The organism is Streptomyces sp. NPDC013457, from assembly GCF_043089925.1.
GTDB lineage: Bacteria > Actinomycetota > Actinomycetes > Streptomycetales > Streptomycetaceae > Streptomyces.
This window is the reverse complement of the sequence record NZ_JBICBL010000006.1, coordinates 309,693-333,448: the sequence shown is the minus strand read 5'-3', so window position 1 is coordinate 333,448 and position 23,756 is coordinate 309,693. Positions and strand designations below refer to the sequence as shown.

The following is a 23,756-nucleotide window of genomic DNA, read 5'->3' as shown; positions in this document are numbered from 1 at the left end:
GTCGATGCCGCTTGCCGCGGGCCGCCGACGCCTCCGTCGGACGGCACACCGAGGAGAGAGCAGACCATGCCGAAGTCGAGCAACGTCCGGACAGAACAGGACTCATGCGGACACGATTCGTCCCCACCGTCCCGCCGCCTCAAGCGTCTTCGAGGCTCGCGCATGTGTCCGCCCGTCGGGGAGGTGGCGCATGTGCGGCTTGAGCGGTGAGATCCGTTTCGACGGGGGACGGCCCGATCTGGCGGCGGTCGAGCGCATGACCGACCGGATGGCGGCCCGCGGCCCGGACGGCCGGGGAGTCTGGTCACAGGGTGCCGTCGCCCTGGGACACCGACGCCTGAAGATCATCGACCTCTCGGAGCGCGGGGCGCAGCCGATGACGGACAGCGAAGCACTGATGACCTGTGTCTTCAACGGCTGCATCTACAACTACCGGCAACTCCGCGACGAACTGCGGCGGCTCGGCCACCACTTCGCCACCACCTCCGACACCGAGGTGGTGATCAAGGCGTACCGCCAGTGGGGCACCGACTTCGTCAGCCACCTCGTCGGCATGTTCGCCGTGGCGCTGGTGGAGCACGAGACGGGCCGGCTCGTACTCGCGCGTGACCGGCTGGGCATCAAGCCGCTGTACCTCGCCGATCTGCCCGGCCGTCTGCGCTTCGCCTCGACGCTCCCGGCCCTCCTCGCGGGCGGCGGGGTGGACACCTCGCTCGACCCTGTCGCGGTGCACCAGTACATGAGCTGGCACGCGACCGTCGCCGCGCCACGCACCGTCCTCTCCGGAGTACGCAAACTCCCGCCGGCCACCGTCCGTGTCGTGGAACGCGACGGAAGGCACCGCGACCACCGGTACTGGCAACCCTCCTACACGCGCCGCGCCGAGTTCGCCGGGATGGGACCCGACGACTGGCGGGACGCCGTACTCGACGCCCTCCGCACGGCCGTCCGCCGGCGGACGGTGGCCGACGTGCCGGTCGGTGTCCTGCTCTCGGGCGGCCTCGACTCCAGCCTCATCGTGGCCCTGCTGGCCGAGGAGGGACAGAAGGACCTGGCGACGTTCAGCGTCGGATTCGAGTCGGAGGCGGGTGAGGACGGTGACGAGTTCGCCTACTCCGACCAGGTGTCGCGGCACTTCGACACCGACCACCACCAGCTGATGGTTCCGTCCGACCGGGTCTCCACCGCCCTGGGCGGTGCGATCGCCGCCATGAGCGAACCGATGGTGAGCCACGACGTCGTCGCCTTCCATCTGTTGTCGGAGCTGGTCTCCAAGGAGATCAGCGTCGTACAGAGCGGGCAGGGCGCCGACGAGGTCTTCGCCGGCTACCACTGGTACCCGGCCCTCGCGGACGCCCAGCGGACACAGGAGCCACGGCGCTACCAAGAGGTCTACGTCGACCGCCCGCACGCCGACCTCGCCGCGATCCTGCAGCCGCACATGCTGCCCGACCACGACACGTCCGCCGCGTTCGTCCACACGCACATGGCCGCACCCGGCGCCGAGACCGCACTGGACGCGGCACTGCGGCTCGACACCCACGTGATGCTGGTGGACGACCCGGTCAAGCGGGTCGACAACATGACGATGGACTGGGGCCTGGAGGCACGAGTGCCGTTCCTCGACCACGAACTGGTCGAGCTGGCGGCCGCCTGTCCGCCGGAGCTGAAGCTCGCCGAAGGCGGCAAGGGCGTACTCAAGCAGGCCGGCCGCACGGTACTGCCGCGCAACGTGGTCGACCGGCCCAAGGGTTACTTCCCGGTGCCGGCGATCCGTCACATGGCGGGTCCCGTCCTCGAACGCGTACGGGAGACCCTGTCCGCGCCCGAGGCCCGGGCGCGCGGACTCTTCCGCGAGGAGTACGTCGCCACGCTGCTGGCGGCACCCGACGACCACCGCACGAACCGGGGGGCGAACGCCCTGTGGCAAGTGGCGCTGTTGGAGACATGGCTGCAGACGCACGGAATCAACTGACCTCTGACCCCGTGTCGACGGCTCCCGTGGCGGAGCCGCTGGCCGACGCGCCCGGTCCGCGGGACGCCCCGCGACCGTGGGTGGCCCACGGCTGCTGGTATCCGTCCGCCGACCCGCGGGGCGAGCAGGTGGCGTTCATCTGCGACCGCGAGGGCGCGCCACAGCTCTGGGCCGGGCCGGTCGGGAGTGACGACGTACACCTGCTGGACACCAGTCCGGACCACGTCACGGAGGTCTCCTGGTCACCGGACGGCAGGTGGATCGCGTACACCGTGTCCCCGGGCGGCAGCGGCCACACGCGCGTGCTCTGCGTCCGCCCCGACGGCTCCGGCCGCAGGGTCCTGGCGGGCGCGGAGCCGGGGAGTTCGGCCTATCTGGGGTGCTGGACGCCCGACGGCTCGGCCCTGGCCGTCACGGTCGCCGAGCCCGTGGGGGAGAGCCCCGGCCCGCTCACCGACACGGACCGCCCCGCCGGCTGGACGGAACGCGACGGGCACGCCACCCTCCTCGACGGCGCACGCCCCGGCACGTCGGACGACGGGACACCGGCGCCCGTCCGTGACCGGCTCACGGCGTACCTCGTCGACCCCGCCGCGGTGTCCGCGCCCCACCTTCTCGCCGACGAGACCGAGGCCGCGACCCTGCGCGTGTGCGACATCAGCCAGGACGGGCGCCTGGCCCTGCTGCGCCGCGGGCCGCGTGGACGACGCGAGGCCGTGGTCGTCCGCTCGGCGGACCAGACCCCGACGTGCACGCTGCCGGTGGCCGACGGAGACCCGTGGATCGGTCGCTTCTCGGCCGACGCCCGCACCGTATGGCTGCGCAGCAACCACGACCGGGAGTTCGCGGCGCTGCTCGCGGTCCACCTCGACGGAGCCGACGAGCGGAAGGACCTCACGGTCGTGACCGCACGCGACGCGTGCGACCTCGAACTGCTCACCCTGGTGGAGAGCGATCGGCGAGCGGCCCTCGCCTGGAACGAAGGAGGGACGAGCGTCCTCGAGACCCTCCCGCTGACCGGTGGGCGGACCGACCCGCCCGCCCCGCGCGAGGTGACGCTGGCCCATGAGGTGGTCACCCGCGTCACGCCCGCGGGGCCGAACGGCATGGTGGTCGCGCTCTCCGGCTCCCTGCGCCGACCCGGAGTGTGGTCCGTCCCGGCGTCGGCGCCACCCGCCCGTACGCCGTGGTCGGCGAGCGACGCCGACTCCGTACCCCAGGGGCTCCCGCCCGTACGGCCCGTACCCCTGCGTGCCACGGCTCGCGACGGACTGCTCCTGGGCGGCTGGTACCACCGGGCTCCGGGCCGGGGCCGCGGAGAGCCCGCACCGTGCGTCCTCCATCTGCACGGCGGTCCCGAGGAGCAGGAACGCCCGGTCTTCGACCCGCTGTACCAGGAACTGCTCGGGCGGGGCATGGACGTCTTCGCCCCCGACGTCCGCGGCTCCTCCGGCTGGGGCCGCTCCTTCGTCGACGCCGACCTGGGCGACGGCCGGTTCGCCGCGATCGAGGACGTCGCCGACTGCGCGACCCACGCGGTCGCTTCGGGCCTCGCCGATCCCCGCCGACTCGCCGTGATGGGGCACTCGTACGGCGGCTACCTCACGCTCGCCTCGCTCGTCTGGCACCCCGCCCTCTTCCGCACCGGCATCACGGTGTGTGGGATGTCCGACTTCGCCACGTTCTTCGCCGGAACCGAGCCGTGGCTCGCCGAATCCGCCGCTCACAAGTACGGCCACCCCGAGAGGGACCGCGACCTGCTGCGCGCGCTGTCGCCGATGAGCCGCGTCGACGAACTGCGCGTCCCGCTGCTCGCGGTGCACGGAGAGCACGACACGAACGTCCCGCCGGGGGAATCCGAACAGATCGTCAACGCCGCGCGGGCCCGGGGGCTGGTGGCAGAACTGCTCCTGCTGCGCGACGAGGGCCACGACTTCCGGCGCGCCGGCAACCGGCGGCTGTTCCGCCGCGCCGCCGCGGACTGGATGCAGCGGTGGCTGCTCGGCTGAGCCCCGGCGACGCCGTACGGCACCTGTCCGTGGCCGTCACTGCCCGGAGGCGGCCTTCGCCCTCAGGGACGCCCATGCCCCCTCACGCACATCGGGACGGAGCAGGACGTCGACCGCCGTGCACGCGAGCGCCTCCGCCGCGGCCAGCATCACCTTCCGCGCCCGGGGCCCCGCCGCCGCCTCCGCGAACTCGGGCGAGTGACGGGACCCGTCCGCATCCATGACGGCGATCCACGGATGGATCCCGGGCACCCGCGTGCTGACGTTCCCGAAGTCGGAGGACCCCAGGTAGACGCCCGGCGCCGGTTCCGACAACCGGATGCCGGCCCGGTCGAGATGGCCGGCGAACAGTCCCGACAGCACCTCGTTGTCACGGACGTGCTCGTACCGCCCGCCCACGTCGGTCACCTCCACCCTGGTACGGGTGGCCAGTGCCACGCCCTGCGCGCAGGAGCGCAACTCCTCCACCAGCTCCACCAGCGCGGAGGTGGTTCCCCCGCGCAACCCGAAGAGCCCCTCCGCGTACTCGGGGACGATGTTCGTGGCACGCCCGCCGTCCGTCACGATGCCGTGGACGTGCGATCCCGGGGGAAGGCGCCTGCTCAGCACGGACAGCGTGTTGAAGAGCTGGATCAGCGCCCCCAGCGCGTCGATCCCCTCCGTGGGGCTGCCGGTCGGGTGCGCGGCGCGGCCGTGGAACCCCACCCGGACCTGCGCGCTGGCCGTCAGCGGCGCCCACCTCCAGTCGTACACGCCCGGATGGAACATGAGCGCCGCGTCCACACCCTCGAACAGACCCGCCGCCACCTGCGCGACCTTGCCTCCGCCGCGCTCCTCCGCGGGTGCGCCGACCGCCAGCAGCGTCCCCTCCACCTCACCGTCGAGCGCGGCCCGCACGGCGAGCGCCGCACCGAGGCCCGCCGACGCGATCAGATTGTGGCCGCAGGCGTGCCCGAGAAGCGGCAGCGCGTCGTACTCCATGAGCAGCGCCGCACAGGGCCCCTCCCGGGTGTCGCCCGCCGACCCCGTCCTGGCCGTGAACGCGGTCGGCAGACCGGCTACCCCGCGTGCCACCTCGAAGCCCTCCCGTTCGAGTTCGCCGGCCAACAGGGAGGCCGCCCGGTGCTCTTCGTACGCGGTCTCCGGTTCGCGGTGCAGCGCCAGGCTCACGTCCCACAGCCGGTCGGCACGGGCGGCCACCTCCTGCCTGACGCGGGCGTGCAGGGACTCCAGGCTCTGTGACACGTGCGCCCTCCTCCGGCTCGGTCGCTCGCTGCGACACCCCACGTGTTCCACGACCGGAGCGGTCGCACACCGAGGGGGTCCGGAGTCCGGCTCGCCGTGACGGGCGACGACGACACGGCCCCCGTAGAGTCGTAGCCATGCCGGACCTCACGCTCGACCAGGTCGAGGCCATCGCCCGCGAGGGCCACGCCCACGAGAAGGACGAGACGGGGCGGCCCTACCTGGAGCACGTCCAGGCGGTGGTCGACGGTGTGAGGAAGCGGGGCGGCTCGGACGAACAGCTCGCCGCCGCGTGGCTGCACGACACGATCGAGAACGATGTCCTCTCCCGCGAGTGGCTGGCGACGGCCGCGCTTCCCCAGCGCGTGAAGGACCTGGTCGACGCCATGACCAAGCGCCCGGACGAGGACGACGAGGCGTACACGCGGCGGATCCTCGCCACACCGGGCGCGCTCCTCGTCAAGGAGGCCGACCTCGCCCACAACGCCGACCCCGCCCGGCTCGCCCTTCTCGACGAACCGACCCGGGTCCGCCTCGGTGAGAAGTACGCGCGGCTGCGGCGGCTGCTCGGCCTGTGAGGGCCGGACTTCAGGCTGTGGCCCAGCGGTTCTCGATCAGCGTGGCCTGCTCCCGCAGCGCCGAGATCAGCTCCTGGGCGGCCCGGTTCGAGGCCGAGCGCGGTACGGCGACGCTGATCTCCCGGGCGAGGACCGGTCCGGCCAGAGGCCGTGTGACGAGGTCGGGCCGCGTGGCTCCCAGGGCGAGCCGGGGGATGAGCGCCACACCTGTCCCGGCGGCCACGAGGCCCTGGACCACCGCGTAGTCGTCCGTACGCATCGCGTGCAGCGGCTCGAAGCCCTCCTGGCCGCACGCCCACGCCAGCACGCGGTCGCAGGGGTCGTGCGGGTCGGCCGCGCCCACCCACGCGGTGTCGCGCAGATCGCCGAGAGGCACCTGCTCCAGTCCTGCGCACGGATGGTCCTCCGGCATGACCAGGAGCAGAGGGTCGGACAGCAGCGGGTGGACCTCGACGTCCTCCTCCAGGTCGAGCCGGTCGCCGGGCTGGGAGAAGACGAGGGCGGCCTGGAGCTCCCCCGCGCGCAACGCCTTCAGAAGCAGGGGCAGTTCGCCCTCGGTGAGCGAGATGTGGACGCCCTGCTGGTGGAGGCGTTTGACCGCCGGCGCCAGGAGCAGGGCTCCGGCGGTGGGAAACGTTCCGATGTGGATCGTGCGCATGCCCCGCTCGGCGAGGTTGCGCACCTCCAGCTCGGCGTGACGAAGGCGTTCGAGCACGACCTCGGCGTGCGGCAGCAGCGCTTCGCCGAGCTCGGTGAGGGTGGCGCCGCGCGGTCCGCGCTGAACGAGCTGGGCGTTGAAGTGCGCTTCCAGGGAGGCCAGATGGTGGGTGATCGTCGGCTGACTGTAGTGCAGCGCCCGCCCGGCGGCGGCCAGCGACCCCTCCTGGGCGATGGAGCGGAGTACCTGGAGATGTCTCACGTCGAGCATATAGAGATCCTATGGAGGGCCCACGAAAAGTCCACCATTCCTCAATGACTCCGGCGGTGTCACGCTCCCGGGGTGAACACGCGAACGACCGATCTCCGCACCCCGATCCCCACCGATCCCGGCTCCGGCCAGCTGTCCGCGCCCTTCGCCGAGGCAGTGCTCGCCCACGCGGCCCGGGACTGGCTGAGGCTGAACGTCCCCGGACACGCCGCGGCCCCCGGATCGGACCTCGCCGGGTTCTTCGGCTCGCGGATCACGTCCCTGGACTTCCCTCCGCTGCTCGACGGCATCGACCTCGGCGCGGACACCCCGCTCGACAGGGCGCTGGCGCTCGCCGCCGAGGCCTGGGGCGCACGGCGCACCTGGTTCCTGACCAACGGCGCCTCGCAGGGCAACCAGATCGCCTCGATGGTCGCCCCCTCCCTGGGGCGGACACTCGTCGTCCAGCGCAGTGTGCACTCCAGCGTGATCGACGGGCTCGTGCTCTCGGGAATGGACGCGGTGTTCGTCCAGCCCTCCGTCGACCCCGAGCAGGGCATCGCCCACGGCGTGACCGCCCAGGACGTCGCGGCGGCGCTCCGGCGCACCCCCGACGCGGCCGCCGTGTACATCGTCTCCCCGAGTTACTTCGGCGCCGTGGCCGACGTGCGCGCCATCGCGGACACCGCCCACGCCGCGGGCGTACCGCTGATAGTCGACGAGGCATGGGGATCCCACTTCGGCTTCCACCCCGACCTTCCCGCGGGCGCGCTCTCGCTGGGCGCGGACCTGGTGACCTCCAGTACGCACAAGCTCGGCGGCAGCCTGACGCAGTCGGCGATGCTCCATGTGGCGGAAGGTCCCTTCGCGGACCGGCTGGAAGCGCTGGTGGACCGGGCGTTCCGGCTGGTGCAGTCCACCAGCGCCAGCGCCCTGCTGACCGCCTCCCTGGATCTGGCCCGCAGGAGCCTGGTCACCGACGCGGACGCGACGGCGGCTTCGGCAGAGTCCGCCGACAAGGTACGCGGCGTGGTGCGCGCGCTGGGCCGCTTCCGGGTCGTGAGCGACGGGTTCGCCGCCTTCCCCGACATCGTCGGCACCGATCCGCTGCGGATCGCCCTGGACACGCGAGCCGGCGGGATCACGGGGCACGAGGCCAGGCGACTGCTCTTCCGGAACCACCAGGTCATGGTCGAGGTGGCGACCGACGCGGCGATCGTCGCCGTGATCGGCGCGGGGTTCGTGCCCGACACGGACCGGTTCCTGGAGGCGCTGCACACCCTTCCCTCCCCGCTCACCGGATCCGCCGCCGACCCGGCGGCCGTACCGCAGCTGCCGGCCCCCGGCCCCGCGAAGCTCACGGCACGCGAGGCGTTCCTGAGCCCGACCCGGGTGCTGCCCGCGGAGCAGGCCGTCGGACGCATCTCCGCGGACACGCTGGCCGCGTACCCGCCCGGCATTCCCAACGTCCTGCCGGGCGAGGTCATCACCGCCGAGGTCGTCCGCTTCCTCCAGCGGACCGCGACCGCACCGAACGGCCACGTCCGCGGGGCGCTCGACCTGGGTGTCACCCGGCTGCGCGTCGTCGACTGACCGCCGGACGCGACCGCCGTCCCGCCCCCGGCACCCCCCTGCAACCTCACCCCCCAACCCCCCCCGGCACGACCGCACCAAGGCATTCCTCTCCAAGGTGCTCCAGGGGGCCGCACCGGAAGGGGGTGTACGGGCACCGGCTCCCGCATGCCCCCTTCCGGAACTGCCGTACGTGACTCAGGAGTCGGAGAGGCGGTCCAGCTCGTCGCCGATCGCTTCCCGGAGCGGGTCGTGCCGGGCGCCGAGGGCGTACCGCTCGTCGCTCCATGCCTCCCGCGGGTACAACCACACCGGCATTCCGACGAGTTCGGCGGGCTCCCAGGTGAAGCGGGGCCAGACGTGGGCGTGCAGGAATCCGTCGGTGTTTCCGAGGATCTCCAGGTTCACCCGCCGGAAGGCGGGATCCAGCCTCCTGCAGGCGCGTTCGACCGCCTCGCCGAGGCGGTCCATGTCGGCGAGGAAGGCCAGGCGCCTGTGCCTCGGCAGCTCGGAGAGCCGCTGCACCGTGGGATCGTCCGTCAGGAGTACGGAGTATCCGGGCAGGAACTGGACGTCCCCGATCACGGCGAATCCGGCTTCGAGCCGTCTCACCACCGAGGGGTTCGCGCCCCGAAGTGCACTCCCGATGCGGTCCGTCCGCCAGTCGTCCGTCATGGCGTGCGACCCTACCGGGCGATGATCACCCTCGGCCCGTCGTCGCGGGCCGAGCCGGGCCGGGCCGAGCCGGTCCGTCCGGGGCCGAGCCCGGGCCGTCCGGGGCCGGGGCGGGCGTCGGTGGCGTCCGTCCCGGCCTTCGGGGTCAGGAGGTGCCGGTGGTCAGTTCGGCGCGGATCTCGCGGGCCGCCGCGACGAGGTTCTCCAGCGAGGCCCGGGTCTCGGGCCAACCACGGGTCTTCAGGCCGCAGTCGGGGTTCACCCAGAGCCTCTCCGCCGGGATCGCCTCGAGTCCCTTGCGCAGCAGGGCGGCCGCTTCCGCCACGCTGGGGACGCGCGGGGAGTGGATGTCCCAGACACCGGGTCCGGCCTCGCGGGGGTAGCCGTGCGCGGCCAGTTCGCCGGAGACCTGCATGTGCGAGCGGGCGGCCTCCAGGCTGATGACGTCGGCATCGAGGTCGTCGATCGCCTGCACGATGTCGCCGAACTCCGCGTAGCACATGTGCGTGTGGATCTGCGTGTCCGGCCGTACCCCGCCGGTCGTGAGCCGGAACGACTCCGTCGCCCAGGCGAGGTACGCGGCGTGGTCCGCGGCCCGCAGCGGCAGGGTCTCGCGCAGCGCCGGTTCGTCGACCTGGATGACGGACACGCCGGCCGCTTCGAGGTCCCCGACCTCGTCGCGCAGCGCGAGCGCCACCTGCCGCGCCGTCTCGCCCAGCGGCTGGTCGTCCCGTACGAAGGACCAGGCGAGCATGGTGACCGGGCCCGTCAGCATGCCCTTGACCGGCTTGGAGGTCTGCGACCCGGCGTACGTCGTCCAGCGGACGGTCATCGGCGCGGGGCGGGAGATGTCCCCGGCCAGCACCGGGGGCCGGACGTAGCGGGTGCCGTAGGACTGCACCCAGCCGTGCTGGGTGGCCAGACAGCCGGTCAGCTGCTCGGCGAAGTACTGCACCATGTCGTTGCGTTCGGGCTCGCCGTGCACCAGGACGTCGAGCCCCGCCTTCTCCTGGAAGGCGAGCACCTCGCGGATCTCGTCCCTGATCCGCTCCTCGTACCCGGCGACGTCGATCCGTCCGGCCCGCAACTCGGCCCGTGCGGCTCGCAGTTCACCAGTCTGCGGGAACGAGCCGATGGTCGTCGTCGGCAGCAGCGGAAGGCGCAGACGCTCCCGCTGGGCGGCAGATCGCTCCGTGTACGGCTGCGAGCGCCGGCTGTCCGCGTCGGTGACGGCGGCGGTACGGGCCCGTACGGCGGGATCGCTCGTCAGGGCGGAAGCGGCCCGGGAGGCCAGGTCGGCCCGGTTCGCCGCGAGTTCGGCCGCGACGGCGCCCGCGCCCTGGCCGAGCCCGCGCGCGAGAACGGCGATCTCCGCCGTCTTCTGGCGGGCGAAGGCGAGCCAGCGGGCGACCTGAGGATCGATGTCCCGCTCGGCACCGGCGTCCAGTGGTACGTGCAGCAGGGAGCAGGAGGCGGCGACGTCCACCTGGCCGGCGAGCCCGAGGAGCGTGCCGAGCACCCCCAGGGACTTCTGGAGGTCGTTGATCCAGACGTTGCGGCCGTCGACGACGCCCGCGACCAGCCGCCTGCCGGGCAGCCCGCCGGCGGAGGCGAGGTCGTCGAGGTTGGCGGCGCCCGACCCGGTGAAGTCGAGTGCGAGACCATCGACGGGAGCCTTGGCCAGGACGCTCAGCGCCTCGCCCAGCCGCCCGAAGTAGGAGGCGACGAGCAGCTTAGGCCGGTCGGCGGCCCCACCCAGCTCGCGGTAGGCACGCGCGGCGGCGTTCAGTTCGGCGGGGGTGCGGTCCTGGACCAGGGCCGGCTCGTCGAGCTGCACCCACTCGGCCCCGGCCGCACGGAGGTCCGCGAGGACCTCGGCGTACACCGGAAGCAGCCGGTCCAGCAGGGTCAGCGGCTCGAAGTCAGGGTCCACGTCCGGCGCGGGCTTGGCCAGCAGCAGGTAGGTGACCGGGCCGACGAGGACCGGGCGGCCGCTGTGGCCGAGCGCGAGAGCCTCCTTCAGCTCGGCGACCTGCTTGCGCGAGTCGGCGGAGAAGTCGGTGCCGGGACCGAGTTCGGGCACCAGGTAGTGGTAGTTCGTGTCGAACCACTTGGTCATCTCCAGCGGGGCGGTCTCCTGGGTGCCCCGGGCCATGGCGAAGTAGCCGTCCAGCGCGTCGTCGTCCGCCGGGGCGCGGTGCCGCTCGGGGACGGCGCCCACCATGACGGTGGTGTCGAGGACATGGTCGTAGTACGAGAAGTCACCGGTCGGCACCTCGTGGATACCGGCCTCGGCCAGCTGCCGCCAGTTCGAACGGCGCAGACCGGCCGCGGTCTCACGGAGCTCGTCGGCGGTGACGCGGCCCTTCCAGTAGCCCTCGACGGCCTTCTTCAGTTCGCGGTTCTGCCCCTGCCGGGGGTAGCCGTACACGGTGGCGCGGGGCGCCTCGGGTGCGGGCTTCGGTGTCACGGAACTCTCCTTCGCGAGATGTGTCCTTGGACGCCCCGGCGACGGGACGTGGACGCGAAGGAACGGACGACCGGGCGGCCCACGCCGCGGACATGCCGCACGTGCCGCTCGATTTGCGCGCCGACCCGCCCACGAGGTCACCGGGATCACCGCACGCGAACGATCGCGCGCGGGCAACGGGCAGGTCTTCGGACTCGCGGGCACGCCTGCCGAGGCAGACCCCTAGTGGCCGTCGCTTCCCAGACCCGTACGGGTCCAGTGCGTATGACGGCGGTCGTTCCCGCTCACCGCTGCGGGGCAGTCCCGGATTTCCACCGGGTTCCCTCTTACGACGCATCCCGCCTGGCGGACGGGGCGAACCAGCTGCAAGGGCCACCTTAGGCGGACCGACGGTGCCACCGCACACCCTTGCCCGCATTCCGGAACGCGCCGGCCCCTTCCCCTCCTGCCGGCACGGCGTCCGGCACGGCGTCCGGCGGGGCGGTGTCAGCCGCGGCTCGCGGTGCAGTCCGCCGGTGTGGGGCGGCCGGTCGGCCAGGCGAGTCCGACGAAGCGGATGCGGCCGGGCGCGTCCGGCGCGAGCTCCACCACGGAGACCGCCTTGTTGTACGGGTTGCCGTAGTTGTCGAGGCAGATCCATCCGCTGGCACCGTCGACCTTGCCCATCCCGTGCAGCCGCAGCCACGAGTCGCTGATACGGCCGAGGGCGGGGATGACCGGGTCGCCGTCGTCGCGCATCCGGATGGCGGTGATCGCGGTGAGCCCGGCGTCGTAGAAGGTGATCGTCCGTGAGTCGGTGAGCTCCACCGGGCCGATGTTCCCGACCTCCTTGCTGCTCGCGAGCGTGGCCAGGGTGCGGAAGGCGGCCGGGGAACCGCCCGTGGTGGGCGCCTTGGGGCCGCTCCAGGCGTCGGGATGGGCGACGGCGGCGTACTGGAGGGTCACGCCCTTGCGGAAGGCGTCCCAGTCGAGGAGCTTGTCCGAGGAGAGCGTGGAGGCGCCCGAGCCGGTGATGACGGTGTACTTCTTCTCCGTGCAGCCCCGGTTGCCCAGTTCGTTGACGAACTGCCGTAGCTGGACCGGTCGTCCGGCGAAGTAGATCACCTTGGCCGCCGAGGTGCAGATGGTGTCGACCATCTGGTCGAAGGCGTTGGCGGTGGTGCCCTCCTCGTGGAACTCCTCGGGCGCGCGGTACTGCTCGGGTGCGCGGGGCGATCCCACGGTCCGCGCGGCGAAGGCCCGCTTCAGCGCGTCGACGTAGTTGTCGCCGGTCCGGATGTCCTCGACGACCAGGGTGTGCCGGGGGTCGATGCCCGCGTTGAAGTGCGACAGGGCCCTGGCCTGGTCGGAGGTGGTGGGCACGACCCTGGCGAGACCCGGGTACGCGTCGGGCCGCTGGGCGCTGTTGCCCGAGTCGTCGGCGGTGATGGGGCCGCCGACGACGGGAATGCCGCGCTCGCGGGTGAGGTAGCCGATGGCGGCCTGGGTGGTGGCGGTGGAGACGTCGAAGCCGATGACGGCCCGGAGGTTGTCGGTCGTGGATTCCGACATGGCCCCGAGCTGTTCGGCGACGGGCCGCCAATGGGCTTGGCTGCGGCCGGGGTTGGCGAGCAGAAGCCGGATCGCCGGCTTCTTGCTGTTGGAGTCGTGGTTGGCGCGGTACTGCGCGAGGTAGGCGCCCTGCACCTCGTGGAGCGTCTTCTGCTGCTCGAAGGCCTGCGTCGGTGCCATGGGCAGCATCACCGCGACGGAGACGTGCGGTTCGCCCTTGATCCGCTCGTTCTCCGCCTTGATCCGTGCGCTGACCTCCCTGAGGTTGTCCGCGAAGACGTAGCTGCCGTCGGTGACGCCCGTGCACTCCCGCGAGCCCTCGGGGCCCCGCTCCTCGATGCCCTTGCCGCAGGCCGGGTCGGGCCCGAGGACGACGATGCCGGCCCATACGGCGGCGCCGAGCACGGCCAGGGCGACGACGAGGGCGGCGGCCTTGGTCAGCGGTCCGCCGGGCAGTCTTGAGATGAACGACGTCATGACGCGGCACCTTCCTCGACGGGCAGGTCGGGAGCCTGTGCCCCGGCCCGCAGACGGGCGGGCCAGGCGGCGGACGCCTCGCGGTAGGCGGCGTGCGCGGCCTTGTTGCCGTACAGCGTCTCCAGCGCGATGCGGACGGTGGTCAGCTCGTCCTCGCGCGGGGCGAGGGTGAGCGGGTCGGAGAGTCGCCAGAGCAGCGGCACGAGGGAGGCGATCGCGTCGTGGTGCGGTCCGGGAAGGTCGCTGCCGCAGGCCGTGCACGACAGGAACGGGCTCGCGGCGGGGGGCTCGTACCCGGCGCGCGGGTGGGGGGCCGAGCAGACGACGTTGAGCGCGGCCAGCCAAGCGCCCGGCGGGGTGACGGTGAACCGGTGGTGCAGGGCCCCGACCACCTCGTCCACCCGGCCCAGCGCCAGCGTGTGGTGCAGATACGTGTCGCCGCGCGGGTCGCACAGGGAACGCAGCCGGAGCTGGGTGTCGCGCCAGCGTTCGTGGGAGACGCTGGCGGCCAGCCGGTGCCGCAGCAGCAGATCGAGGGCGCGGTCGCCGTCGAGGCAGGACCGGGTCCGGTAGTCGTCGGCCTCGCGGACGCGGACGGCGACCAGCTCCTCGGAGTGGTCCTCCGGGTGGGAGAACGTCCACAGCCCGCGCCGGGTGCCCGCGTCGGCGGCGGCGGACAGCAGCACGAGGCGCTCCCGTAGCACGGGATCGGGCAGCAGCTTCGCGAGGAGCGCGGGCGCGGCCTCGTCGAGGAGCTCCCCGCCCCGTATCGTGCCCACGTCCTCGACGCGGCGGACGGCCGCGTCCGCCAGGATGCGGGCGCTCGCCGCGCGGCCGCCGCTGTAGCGGGCGACGACGCGGGGCAGGTGGTCGGGATAGTCGACGGGGCTGAGCATCTCCGCGATATGGGCGGGTTCGATGCCGGGGATGCTCAGGACCAGTGGCCGCGTCCGCGGGACGGCGTCACCGCCGACCTCGGTCAGCGGCGGGTGTCCGGACGCCCTGCCGAGCAGCGTGGCGAGGACCACGGGGCGCGTCGGCGCTTTGCCCGGCGCGTCGCCGGGGCCGTGGTCCCCGGCGTCCAGCAGGTCGAGGAAGTCCCGTCCGACGTCGGTGTGGGCGTTGTCCAGGAGCAGCAGCGGGCGCGGCTTCCTGTTCAGTCTGCGCAGCGTGCCGTAGTTGGCGTCGATGTCGTCGAGGAGCGCGGCGACGAGGTGCTCCTCGGCGGTACGCCGGCGGTCGTCGAGTCTGCGGAAGCCGCGGACGAACTGGAAGAGCCGCTGCAGCGAATCGCCCTGGTACCCCTGGGAACGGTGCAGTCGGTCGCCCCACCAGGCGAGCGCGCCCTTGTCCGGCTCGCTCCGCACGAGCTGCGCCCGCGCGGTGTCGAGGACGATCCCGGCGATGGTGTCGAGGCCCGGGACGGCGGACAGGACCAGCGGGAGGTTGTCCGTGACGACGTCGAACCAGCGGCCGAGGCTCTCCCTGCGACGCCGTACGTCGGGGTCCTCGGCGGTGATGAGGGTACGCAGATCGGCCTCCGCCCGACGCAGGTCGGGCGGTCGTACGTCGGTCTCGTCGCTGTTCAGCGGGCGCCAGGCGGTGACGACGAGAAGTCCGAGGGAAAGCCGTGGGAAGACCAGCGGCTTGCCGAAGTGCCGTACGTCCAGGCCGAGTTTGTACGCGAGGAGGTACAACAGGTGCGTGATGCGGGAGGCGTTGGGAACGCCGTCGTCACCGTCGGCCACACCGGGCTCGCCGAACCCGGGCGCCCCGAGGTCCACCCGGGCGAGCGGCACCCGGCCGTTGTACGCGTCATGGACGGCGCCCAGAAGGGCGGTCTTCCCGCTGCCCCGGCCGCCGACGATCCGCACGACGGGCGAGCCCTTGGGATAGGCGAAGGGGACGAGGTACCCGTCCTTGTGATGCAGCCCCACAAGACGCGGGACGAACCCCTCCTGCAGGGCCTGCTGACCGTACAACCTCCCGCCCATGGCGCTACCGCCTCCCCCTGTGAGCCGCGCGTCAAGAGATCAACTGGTCGTGCACAAAGGGAACTTACCCGAGATGCGCCTGTTCGGCAGTGGGGTTGCGGGCGATCAGGTGCGGTAAGCCGCGGCCCGCTGGGTAGCCGCGCCGTATGGAACCCTATGAGACCGTCCCGCTCAGCGCTGTCGCGCTCGTCTGCACGCTTTCCCCGTCCCCCGCACCGTCCAGCTCGCAGCTGCTGGCCGAGCAGACCATGGCCGCTCTCCGCGAGCACGGGGTCACCGGAAAGGTGATCCGCATCGCCGACCACGACGTCAAGCCTGGCGTGGAGGCGGACATGGGCGACGGGGACGACTGGCCCGGCATCCGCGAGGCCGTCCTGAACGCGGACATCCTCGTCCTGTCGACGCCGATCTGGCTAGGCCACCCCTCCAGCATCGCCCAGCGCGTCCTGGAGAGGCTCGACGCCGAACTCGCAGAGAGCGACGAAGAGGGCCGCATGCTCACCTACGGCAAGGTGGCCGGAGTCTGCGTGGTCGGCAACGAGGACGGCGCCCACAAGGTCGGCGCCGACCTCTTCCAGGGGCTGAACGACGTCGGTTTCACCCTCCCGGCGAACGCCGTCACCTACTGGGTCGGCGAGGCCATGCAGGACACCGACTACCAGGACCTGGACAAGGTCCCCGCGAAGACGGCGGCCACCACCGCCACCCTCGCTTCCAACGCCTCTCACCTCGCCCGCCGCCTCAAGGGCGCGCTCTACCCGCCGAGCTGACCCGCGCCGGCACGGCGACGACGGGCCGGGTCGGCGCGCGAGCGGGCAGCCCCGGATCGGCGGTCAGACGCCGTCGATACCCGTCTCCTCGTGGACCGCGGCCTCCTCCGCCGAGGTGATGCCGTCGTCCGGGCCCACGTCGTCGGCCACGATCGTGGTCGTACTGCCTCCGGCGGGCACGGCGAGACGGCCGGCGCGCGACAGGCCCGACTCCGCGTCGACGGGCTCTCCTTCGCCGTCCGGGAGGTCGCCGATGTCGTCGCCGTCCGGGGTCGCGACGTCGGGGCTCTCCTGGGCGAGACGGTCGTCCAGCGACTCGCCCTCGCGCTGTTCCCGTACGGTCGTCCCGTACCGGGTCACGCCCCGAGGGCGATCCGGTGGGGAGTAGCCGGGTTCGCCCATGTCCTCCGTGACCGGTGTGCCGAGGGCGTTGTCCGGATCGAGCTCGCCGTCGGGGTAGTCCCCGCTGTCCGCGTCCGCGGGCTGGTAGACGTCGTCTCCACGGGAGGTCGGCTGGTTCTCGGACATGGTCCGGATCTCCTCTCGGTGCGGTCGTGCTCCGCCCCGTCCAGGGCCGGCGACAGGCCGTCCCCGTTTCCGTCCCCGTGCTGATCCGCATCCTCAGGGTATCTCCGGCGGCGCCGACAGGGCGGATCTCGCCCTGCTCTCGCCTGCCCGGCCCTGCCCCTCTCATGCCCCGGCCCGCACTCTCCCGCTCGACCTTGCATATGTCAGGTCTCAGCCAGCAGACATCTCATAGATGCACACGTCTGGGGCTGCTACGGTACGCAGCTGCCGCCCACCGCTGAGGTGCGAGGGCAACACCCCCGCCCCCGAGACGACGGGCGTCACCGTGCGCGGACCGCGCCACGGTCAGTGCCGCTGGCACCGGCGGACCGACGACGGCTCGGTGAACGCCGACGCGGGCCGGAGGACGCACGTCCTCCGGCCCGCGTCCGGCATGCCGACACCTCGGCTACGCCTCGTCGGCGTCCCGCCCCGCGTACACGTCGTCCGTCCCGCCCGGCTCCCCGAACGCGCGGAGGAGGCGTTCGGCCGCCGTCGTCGCCGTCAACTCACCCTCCCTGACCTGCTGTTCGAGGCCGGGAGCCAGAGCCCGTACGGCCGGGTGGGCGTGCAGGCGCCCCAGCAGCTCCTCCCGGACCATCGTCCAGGTCCAGTCGACCTGCTGGTCGCGCCGACGGGCCGCGAGGCGGCCCGTCGAGTCGAGCAGCGTACGGTGCTGTTCGAGGCGCTCCCAGACCGTGTCGAGACCGGTCGACTCGCGGGCGCTGCAGTGCAGCACCGGCGGCGTCCAGGCGGCGTCCGCGCCGTGCATCAGCCGCAGCGCCCCCGACAGCTCACGAGCCGCCGCGCGGGCGTCCCGCTCGTGCGGTCCGTCCGCCTTGTTGACGGCGACCACGTCCGCCAGCTCCAGGACGCCCTTCTTGATGCCCTGCAGCTGGTCTCCCGTCCGCGCGAGCGTGAGCAGCAGGAACGAGTCGACCATGTCGGCCACGGCGGTCTCGGACTGTCCGACACCGACCGTCTCGACCAGGATCACGTCGTAGCCGGCGGCCTCCATCACGATGATCGACTCGCGGGTCGCCTTGGCGACCCCGCCCAGCGTCCCGGCCGTCGGCGACGGCCGTACGAACGCCGCCGGGTCCACCGCGAGCCGCTCCATCCGCGTCTTGTCGCCCAGGATGGAGCCGCCCGTCCGGCTCGACGAAGGGTCGACGGCAAGGACCGCGACCCGGTGGCCGAGACCGGTCAGCATCGTGCCGAACGCGTCGATGAACGTCGACTTCCCGACCCCCGGCACGCCGCTGATCCCGATCCGCCGCGCCTTCCCGCTGTGCGGCAGCAGCTCGGTGAGCAACTCCTGTGCCAGCGCGCGGTGCTGGGGGCGGGTGGACTCGACGAGCGTGATCGCACGGGCCACGATCGCCCGCTTCCCGCCGAGTACACCCTTCACATACGCGTCCCGGTCGATCACAGCTCGTGCCCGAGACCGTCCGAGAGCCGCTTCACCAGGTCGTACGCCGCGTCGGGGATCACCGTCCCGGGCGGGAAGACGGCCGCCGCGCCCATCTCCAGGAGGGTCGGTACGTCCTGCGGGGGGATCACGCCGCCGACGACGATCATGATGTCCTCGCGCCCCTCCGCGGCCAGCTCCTCGCGCAGCGCCGGTACGAGGGTGAGGTGCCCGGCGGCCAGCGACGACACCCCGACGATGTGCACGTCCGCCTCGACGGCCTGCCGCGCGACCTCGGCGGGCGTCTGGAACAGCGGGCCGACGTCCACGTCGAAGCCCAGGTCGGCGAAGGCCGTGGCGATCACCTTCTGACCGCGGTCGTGGCCGTCCTGGCCCATCTTGGCGACCAGGATGCGGGGGCGGCGGCCCTCGGCCTCGGCGAACGCGTCCACGAGGGTGCGGGTGCGGTCGACGGAGGGGGACTCGCCGGCTTCGTTGCGGTACACACCGGAGATCGTACGGATCTGGCTCGCGTGCCGTCCGTACACCTTCTCCAGGGCGTCGGAGATCTCGCCCACGGTGGCCTTGGCACGGGCCGCGCGCACGGCGAGCTCCAACAGGTTGCCGTCGCCGCCGGCCGCCCGGGTGAGCGCGTCGAGCGCGTCCCTGCAGGCGGTATCGTCGCGCTCCTCGCGCAGCCGCCGCAGCTTGGCGATCTGCTGGGCGCGCACGGAGGAGTTGTCGACCTTCAGCACGTCGATCTGCTCGTCGGAGTCGACGCGGTACTTGTTGACGCCGATCACGGGCTGCCGGCCGGAGTCGATACGGGCCTGGGTGCGGGCCGCCGCCTCCTCCACGCGCAGCTTCGGGATCCCGGCGTCGATGGCCTGAGCCATGCCGCCCGCCTGCTCGACCTCCTGGATGTGCTGCCAGGCCCGGCGCGCCAGGTCGTACGTCAGCTTCTCCACGTAGGCGCTGCCGCCCCAGGGGTCGATCACCCGCGTCGTGCCCGACTCCTGCTGGATGAGGAGCTGCGTGTTGCGGGCGATGCGCGCCGAGAAGTCGGTCGGCAGGGCGAGCGCCTCGTCGAGAGCGTTCGTGTGCAGCGACTGCGTGTGCCCCTGCGTGGCCGCCATCGCCTCCACGCACGTGCGCGTGACGTTGTTGAAGACGTCCTGCGCGGTGAGCGACCAGCCCGACGTCTGCGAATGGGTGCGCAGCGAGAGGGACTTGGCGTTCTGCGGGTCGAACTGCTTCACCAGCTTGGCCCAGAGCAGCCGGGCCGCCCGCATCTTGGCGATCTCCATGAAGAAGTTCATGCCGATGGCCCAGAAGAAGGAGAGCCGGGGCGCGAACGCGTCCACGTCCAGGCCCGCCTCACGCCCGGCGCGGATGTACTCCACACCGTCGGCGAGGGTGTAGGCCAGCTCCAGGTCGGCCGTGGCACCCGCCTCCTGGATGTGGTAGCCCGAGATGGAGATCGAGTTGTAGCGCGGCATCCGCTGCGACGTGTACGCGAAGATGTCGGAGATGATCCGCATCGACGGCTTCGGCGGATAGATGTACGTGTTGCGGACCATGAACTCCTTGAGGATGTCGTTCTGGATGGTCCCCGCGAGCTTCTCCGGCGGGACGCCCTGCTCCTCCGCCGCCACGATGTAGAGCGCGAGCACCGGAAGCACCGCGCCGTTCATGGTCATCGAAACGGTCATCCTGTCCAGGGGGATGCCGTCGAAGAGCTGACGCATGTCGTAGATCGAGTCGATCGCCACGCCCGCCATGCCGACATCGCCGGTCACCCGCGGATGGTCGCTGTCGTAGCCACGGTGCGTGGGCAGGTCGAAGGCGACCGACAGGCCCTTCTGGCCGGCCGCCAGGTTGCGCCGGTAGAACGCGTTGGACTCCTCGGCGGTGGAGAAGCCCGCGTACTGACGGATCGTCCAGGGCTGGTTGACGTACATCGTCGGGTACGGACCGCGCAGATACGGAGCCATGCCCGGATACGTCCCCAGGAAGTCCAGGCCCTCCAGGTCCTGCCCGGTGTACAGCGGCTTGACCGCGATACCCTCCGGGGTCTCCCAGAGCAGGTCGTCACCCCCGGCGGCCTTCTTGACGGCCGTCCGCCACTCGTCGGCGCCGGCCGCGGCGGTCGGAGTCCCCAGACCGATCGCGGAGAAATCGGGGATGGACATCAGGACACTCCCATGCGGTCGAGCGTGGCGGAGAGTACGGCGACGGCGTCGCAGCCGGCGAAGACGTAGGAGTCGACACCGGCGTACGCGGCGGGCCGCCCGGCGAGGAACACATGGCGGGCGCCCAGCGCCCCGAGCTCGGCGGCCCGGTCCGCGGCCTGCTCCTCGTACAGCGCGTCGCTGGAGCAGAGGCAGGCCTCGGTCGCCCCGCTCTCCTCGAAGGTGCCCTCCACGACGGGCTCGATGCCGCCCGCCTGGAACAGGTTGGCGGCGAAGGTGGCGCGCGCCGTGTGCGCCGCGGCCGGACCGAGCGCGGCCAGGAAGATCCGGGGCCGGGCGCCGGTGGCGGCGAGATGCGCGTCGGAACGTGCGCGCAGCTCCTCGAACGCGTCGTCGCGGCGCACGCGCGGCAGACCGCCGGCGGGTCGCTCGGGCGCGGCCTCGCGGACGACGGGCTTCTCGGTCAGATGCGGGAACTCGCTGACGCCCGTGATGGGTTCGCGCCGCTTCGCCAGTTTCGCGCTGCGCGCCTCCCAGGTGGCGGCCAGTTCCTGCCCGAGACGGCCCGAGCGCAGGGTGGCGGCCTGACCGCCCGTCCGCTCGATGCCCTGGAAGAACTCCCAGCCGGCCTCGGCCAGCTCGTCCGTCAGCCGCTCCACGTACCAGGATCCGCCCGCCGGGTCGATCACCCGGGACAGATGCGACTCCTCGATGAGGATCGTCGAGGTGTTACGGGCGATTCGGCGGGAGAATCCGTCCGGCAGCCCCAGCGCGTGGTCGAACGGCAGCACGGTGACGGAATCGGCCCCGCCCACACCGGCGGCCAGCGTGGCCACCGTCGCACGCAGCATGTTCACCCACGGGTCGCGACGCGTCATCATGACCGACGACGTCACGGCGTGTTGCGTCTGCGCGCCCGCCGCGCCCGCTCCGCACACCTCGGCGACCCGGGCCCACAGCCTGCGCGCGGCCCGCAGCTTGGCGATCGTCAGGAACTGGTCGGCGGTGGCCGCGTACCGGAACTCGAGCTGCCCACAGGCCTGTTCGACGCTGAGCCCCGCCTCGGTGAGCTGCCGCAGATACGCGACTCCGGTCGCCAGCGAGCACCCCAGCTCCTGCGCGGCCGAGCCTCCGGCCTCGTGGTACGGCAGCGCGTCGACGGTCAGCGCCCGCAGGCCCGGGTACTCCTCGGCGCACCGGCGCGCGAGAGCGGCGACGGGAGCGAAGTCGAACGACCGGCCCGTACGCGCCTCGAAGCCCAGCGGATCGGCGCCCAGGCTGCCGCGCGCGGCCTCCTTCGCGACGCCCCGCTCCTCGTACAGGCGCAGCAACTCCCGCGCGGCGTCCTCGACGTCGGCGCCCGCGTCGAGCACGACGGGTGCGAGGTCGAGGTACACACCCTCCAGGACCCGAGCCAGCGACGACACGGGGATGCCGCCCTCGCCGGCGAGCAGCCAGAGCGACGTGACGCCGTTCTCCAGGTCGGTCAGCACCGCCTCGCCGTCGGCGACCGTGTGGCGCTGCCGCACGTCCCAGCCGCCCAGCGTGTTGCCCTCGGCCCGGCCTGACCGCACGAAGGGGGCGAAGCCGGGGAAGCCGGGATCGGACGCGGTGTCTTCGGCCGCGTACAGGGGACGGACGCGAAGCCCGTCCTCCAGAGTGGTCGTCAGGACGTCCTCGGCCGCCGCGCCCTCCACGTCCTTGCCCGACTTGCTCAGCACGCCTGACACGAGGCGCTGCCACTGCTCACGGGTTGCGTCGGAGAATTCGGCGGCGAGGCTGAGCCCGTCGTCGGGAAGGACTGTCATGCTCGGATGCTAGGCCAGGTGAACAAAGGTGCAGCAGGGCACACGGCTGTGACCTTGACCTCCTTGAAGCACGGGCCGATTCCGGGTTAGGCGAGTCTAGGGCCCCGGCCGCGCCTCGATCCGGTGCCGGACGATCGTCGAAAGTACACCCAGTCGCGTCGACATGCCCGGGACGGGGGCCGCGGGGTCCTCGATCCCGCGGGCCGGCTCCGGAAGCAGCGCGAGGTCGGCCTCGAAGCGGGCCCGCGCCGCGTCGAGGGTGTCCGGCGGCTCCGTCCGGAGCCCGCCGCGCATCACCGTCCGCAGCAGCGGCTCCGTACCCGCCGGCGGCTCCTCGTTGGCCAGACCGACGACGTCCCGGAGACCCGGACCCCGGAACACCTGCTTCGGGCCCGGCGCCGTCGCCTTCCCCGGCGAGAACTTCATGACCGGCGTGCCGTCGTACTCGACCAGCTTGTACGCCGCGTCCAGGTACGGGGCGTCCGCCGCCACCCCCACCCGCGTCCCCACCGCGAAGACGTCGATCGGCGCCCCGTCGCGTACGAGCCCGGCGATCGCGTACTCGTCGAGACCGCCGCTCGCGATGATCCCGACGTCCCGGAGCCCCGCCGCGTCCAGCGTGGCGCGGGCCCGGCGGGCCAGGGCGCCCAGGTCACCGCTGTCCAGGCGGATCGCGCACCCCGGACCGCGCTCCAGCTCGGCCAGGACGCGCGCGGCCGTCCGCACCCCGCGATCGGTGTCGTAGGTATCGACGACGAACGTCACCGGGCCGGGATGGGAGCGGGCGAACGCCCGGAAGGCCTCCTCCTCGGACGGGAAGGCTTGGACGTACGAGTGGGCCATCGTGCCCGAGCCGGGGATGCCGTACCGGACCGCGGCGGCGACGTTGCTGGTCCCGGCGAAGCCCACCATCGCGCCGAGCCGTGCCGCCTGCATGCCGGCCGCCGGTCCGTGAGAACGGCGGAGCGCGAAGTCCACCAGGGGCTTCCCGCCGGCCGCCAGCACGCACCGTGCGGCCTTGGAGGCGACAGCCGTCTGATGGCAGAGCAGCGAGAGCAGGTACGTCTCCACGAGCTGGGCCTGCGGCAGCGGCGCGGTGACCTCGACGAGGGGCTCGCCGGAGAAGACGAGCCGCCCCTCCGGGACGGCGCGGACCTGTCCGTCGAAGGACAGGCCGTGCAGCGGTTCGAGCGTCTCCACGGGCCACCCCAGGACCTCGGCGAACTCCCGCACGTCCGCCCGGCCGATCCGGAACCGGGAGAGGTGGTCGAGGACCGGCTCGAGTCCCGCGGCGACGAGGAACCCGCGGCCCGGCGGGAGGTCGCGCACGAAGAGGCTGAACGTGGCAGGCGCCCGCATGCCCTCCCGTAGGTACGAGAGCGCCATCGTGACCTCGTACAGGTCCGTGGTGGTCACCTGCATGCTTCGAGCATGCGCGGCCGGCCGGCGCCCCGCACGGGGGCGCTCGGCCGACCGGGGTCCGACCCCGGGGAGGCCGCCCGTGGCGGCGTTCGCGACGCGATGCGCGCCGTGCCCCGGCGGGGTGGAGATCCAC

Annotated in this window: 16 protein-coding genes and 1 riboswitch; of the genes, 5 read left to right on the top strand and 11 right to left on the bottom strand. The window is 72.5% G+C overall.

The features are described from left to right. Window positions 1-190 precede the first annotated feature (190 nt). Complete coding sequence (locus ACF1G2_RS18715) at window positions 191-1,975, top strand: N-acetylglutaminylglutamine amidotransferase (RefSeq protein WP_391799314.1); 1,785 nt, start codon at window positions 191-193, stop codon at window positions 1,973-1,975. After that, window positions 1,948-3,984 carry a S9 family peptidase gene (locus tag ACF1G2_RS18710; protein WP_391799313.1) on the top strand — a complete coding sequence of 679 codons (2,037 nt, stop codon included), beginning with the start codon at window positions 1,948-1,950 and terminating at the stop codon, window positions 3,982-3,984. The genes ACF1G2_RS18715 and ACF1G2_RS18710 overlap by 28 nt, the downstream gene beginning before the upstream one ends. Window positions 3,985-4,020: 36 nt before the next feature. Here ACF1G2_RS18710 and ACF1G2_RS18705 read toward each other — a convergent pair whose 3' ends face one another. Beyond that, window positions 4,021-5,229 (bottom strand): amidohydrolase, encoded by a 1,209-nt coding sequence (locus ACF1G2_RS18705; RefSeq protein WP_391799312.1) that lies wholly within the window; start codon window positions 5,227-5,229, stop codon window positions 4,021-4,023. Between the two features lie 137 nt (window positions 5,230-5,366). Between ACF1G2_RS18705 and ACF1G2_RS18700 the strand changes: the two genes are divergently transcribed. Further along, window positions 5,367-5,807: an HD domain-containing protein gene (locus tag ACF1G2_RS18700; RefSeq protein WP_391799311.1), complete on the top strand. Its 441-nt coding sequence runs from the start codon at window positions 5,367-5,369 to the stop codon at window positions 5,805-5,807. Window positions 5,808-5,817: 10 nt separating this feature from the next. Here ACF1G2_RS18700 and ACF1G2_RS18695 read toward each other — a convergent pair whose 3' ends face one another. Further along, window positions 5,818-6,735: a LysR family transcriptional regulator gene (locus ACF1G2_RS18695; protein ID WP_391799310.1), complete on the bottom strand. Its 918-nt coding sequence runs from the start codon at window positions 6,733-6,735 to the stop codon at window positions 5,818-5,820. Window positions 6,736-6,807: 72 nt separating this feature from the next. Here ACF1G2_RS18695 and ACF1G2_RS18690 point away from each other — a divergent pair, with 72 nt between their 5' ends. Continuing rightward, window positions 6,808-8,307, top strand: coding sequence for an aminotransferase class I/II-fold pyridoxal phosphate-dependent enzyme (locus ACF1G2_RS18690; RefSeq protein ID WP_391799309.1), 1,500 nt, complete (start codon window positions 6,808-6,810; stop codon window positions 8,305-8,307). A 177-nt stretch (window positions 8,308-8,484) separates the two neighbouring features. Here ACF1G2_RS18690 and ACF1G2_RS18685 read toward each other — a convergent pair whose 3' ends face one another. From ACF1G2_RS18685 to ACF1G2_RS18670, 4 genes are all read right to left on the bottom strand, one after another. Beyond that, the gene (locus ACF1G2_RS18685) at window positions 8,485-8,961 is read right to left on the bottom strand and encodes a diadenosine tetraphosphate hydrolase (RefSeq protein ID WP_391799308.1); all 477 of its coding nucleotides are present in this window, start codon (window positions 8,959-8,961) and stop codon (window positions 8,485-8,487) included. Window positions 8,962-9,106: 145 nt separating this feature from the next. Further along, window positions 9,107-11,431 (bottom strand): 5-methyltetrahydropteroyltriglutamate--homocysteine S-methyltransferase, encoded by a 2,325-nt coding sequence (metE, locus tag ACF1G2_RS18680; RefSeq protein WP_391799307.1) that lies wholly within the window; start codon window positions 11,429-11,431, stop codon window positions 9,107-9,109. 161 nt (window positions 11,432-11,592) lie between these two features. After that, a riboswitch (cobalamin riboswitch) is annotated at window positions 11,593-11,810 on the bottom strand. 107 nt (window positions 11,811-11,917) lie between these two features. Further along, a complete protein-coding gene (locus tag ACF1G2_RS18675; RefSeq protein WP_391799306.1) occupies window positions 11,918-13,459 on the bottom strand; it encodes a hypothetical protein in 1,542 nt (513 codons plus the stop codon). Next, a complete protein-coding gene (locus ACF1G2_RS18670) occupies window positions 13,456-15,453 on the bottom strand; it encodes a hypothetical protein (protein ID WP_391799305.1) in 1,998 nt (665 codons plus the stop codon). The genes ACF1G2_RS18675 and ACF1G2_RS18670 overlap by 4 nt, the downstream gene beginning before the upstream one ends. A gap of 146 nt (window positions 15,454-15,599) precedes the next feature. Here ACF1G2_RS18670 and ACF1G2_RS18665 point away from each other — a divergent pair, with 146 nt between their 5' ends. Then, the gene (locus ACF1G2_RS18665) at window positions 15,600-16,223 is read left to right on the top strand and encodes a flavodoxin family protein (protein ID WP_391799304.1); all 624 of its coding nucleotides are present in this window, start codon (window positions 15,600-15,602) and stop codon (window positions 16,221-16,223) included. A gap of 63 nt (window positions 16,224-16,286) precedes the next feature. Here ACF1G2_RS18665 and ACF1G2_RS18660 read toward each other — a convergent pair whose 3' ends face one another. From ACF1G2_RS18660 to ACF1G2_RS18640, 5 genes are all read right to left on the bottom strand, one after another. Continuing rightward, window positions 16,287-16,751, bottom strand: coding sequence for a DUF5709 domain-containing protein (locus ACF1G2_RS18660; RefSeq protein ID WP_391799303.1), 465 nt, complete (start codon window positions 16,749-16,751; stop codon window positions 16,287-16,289). A 448-nt stretch (window positions 16,752-17,199) separates the two neighbouring features. Continuing rightward, window positions 17,200-18,222 (bottom strand): methylmalonyl Co-A mutase-associated GTPase MeaB, encoded by a 1,023-nt coding sequence (meaB, locus tag ACF1G2_RS18655; RefSeq protein ID WP_391799302.1) that lies wholly within the window; start codon window positions 18,220-18,222, stop codon window positions 17,200-17,202. Then, window positions 18,219-20,393 (bottom strand): methylmalonyl-CoA mutase, encoded by a 2,175-nt coding sequence (gene scpA / locus ACF1G2_RS18650; RefSeq protein WP_391799301.1) that lies wholly within the window; start codon window positions 20,391-20,393, stop codon window positions 18,219-18,221. The genes meaB and scpA overlap by 4 nt, the downstream gene beginning before the upstream one ends. Beyond that, window positions 20,393-22,201: a methylmalonyl-CoA mutase family protein gene (locus tag ACF1G2_RS18645; protein WP_391799300.1), complete on the bottom strand. Its 1,809-nt coding sequence runs from the start codon at window positions 22,199-22,201 to the stop codon at window positions 20,393-20,395. Before ACF1G2_RS18645 ends, scpA begins: the two co-directional genes overlap by 1 nt. Before the next feature lie 96 nt (window positions 22,202-22,297). Next, on the bottom strand, window positions 22,298-23,623 hold the full coding sequence (locus ACF1G2_RS18640) for a nicotinate phosphoribosyltransferase (protein WP_391799299.1): 1,326 nt from the start codon (window positions 23,621-23,623) through the stop codon (window positions 22,298-22,300). Window positions 23,624-23,756 lie beyond the last annotated feature (133 nt).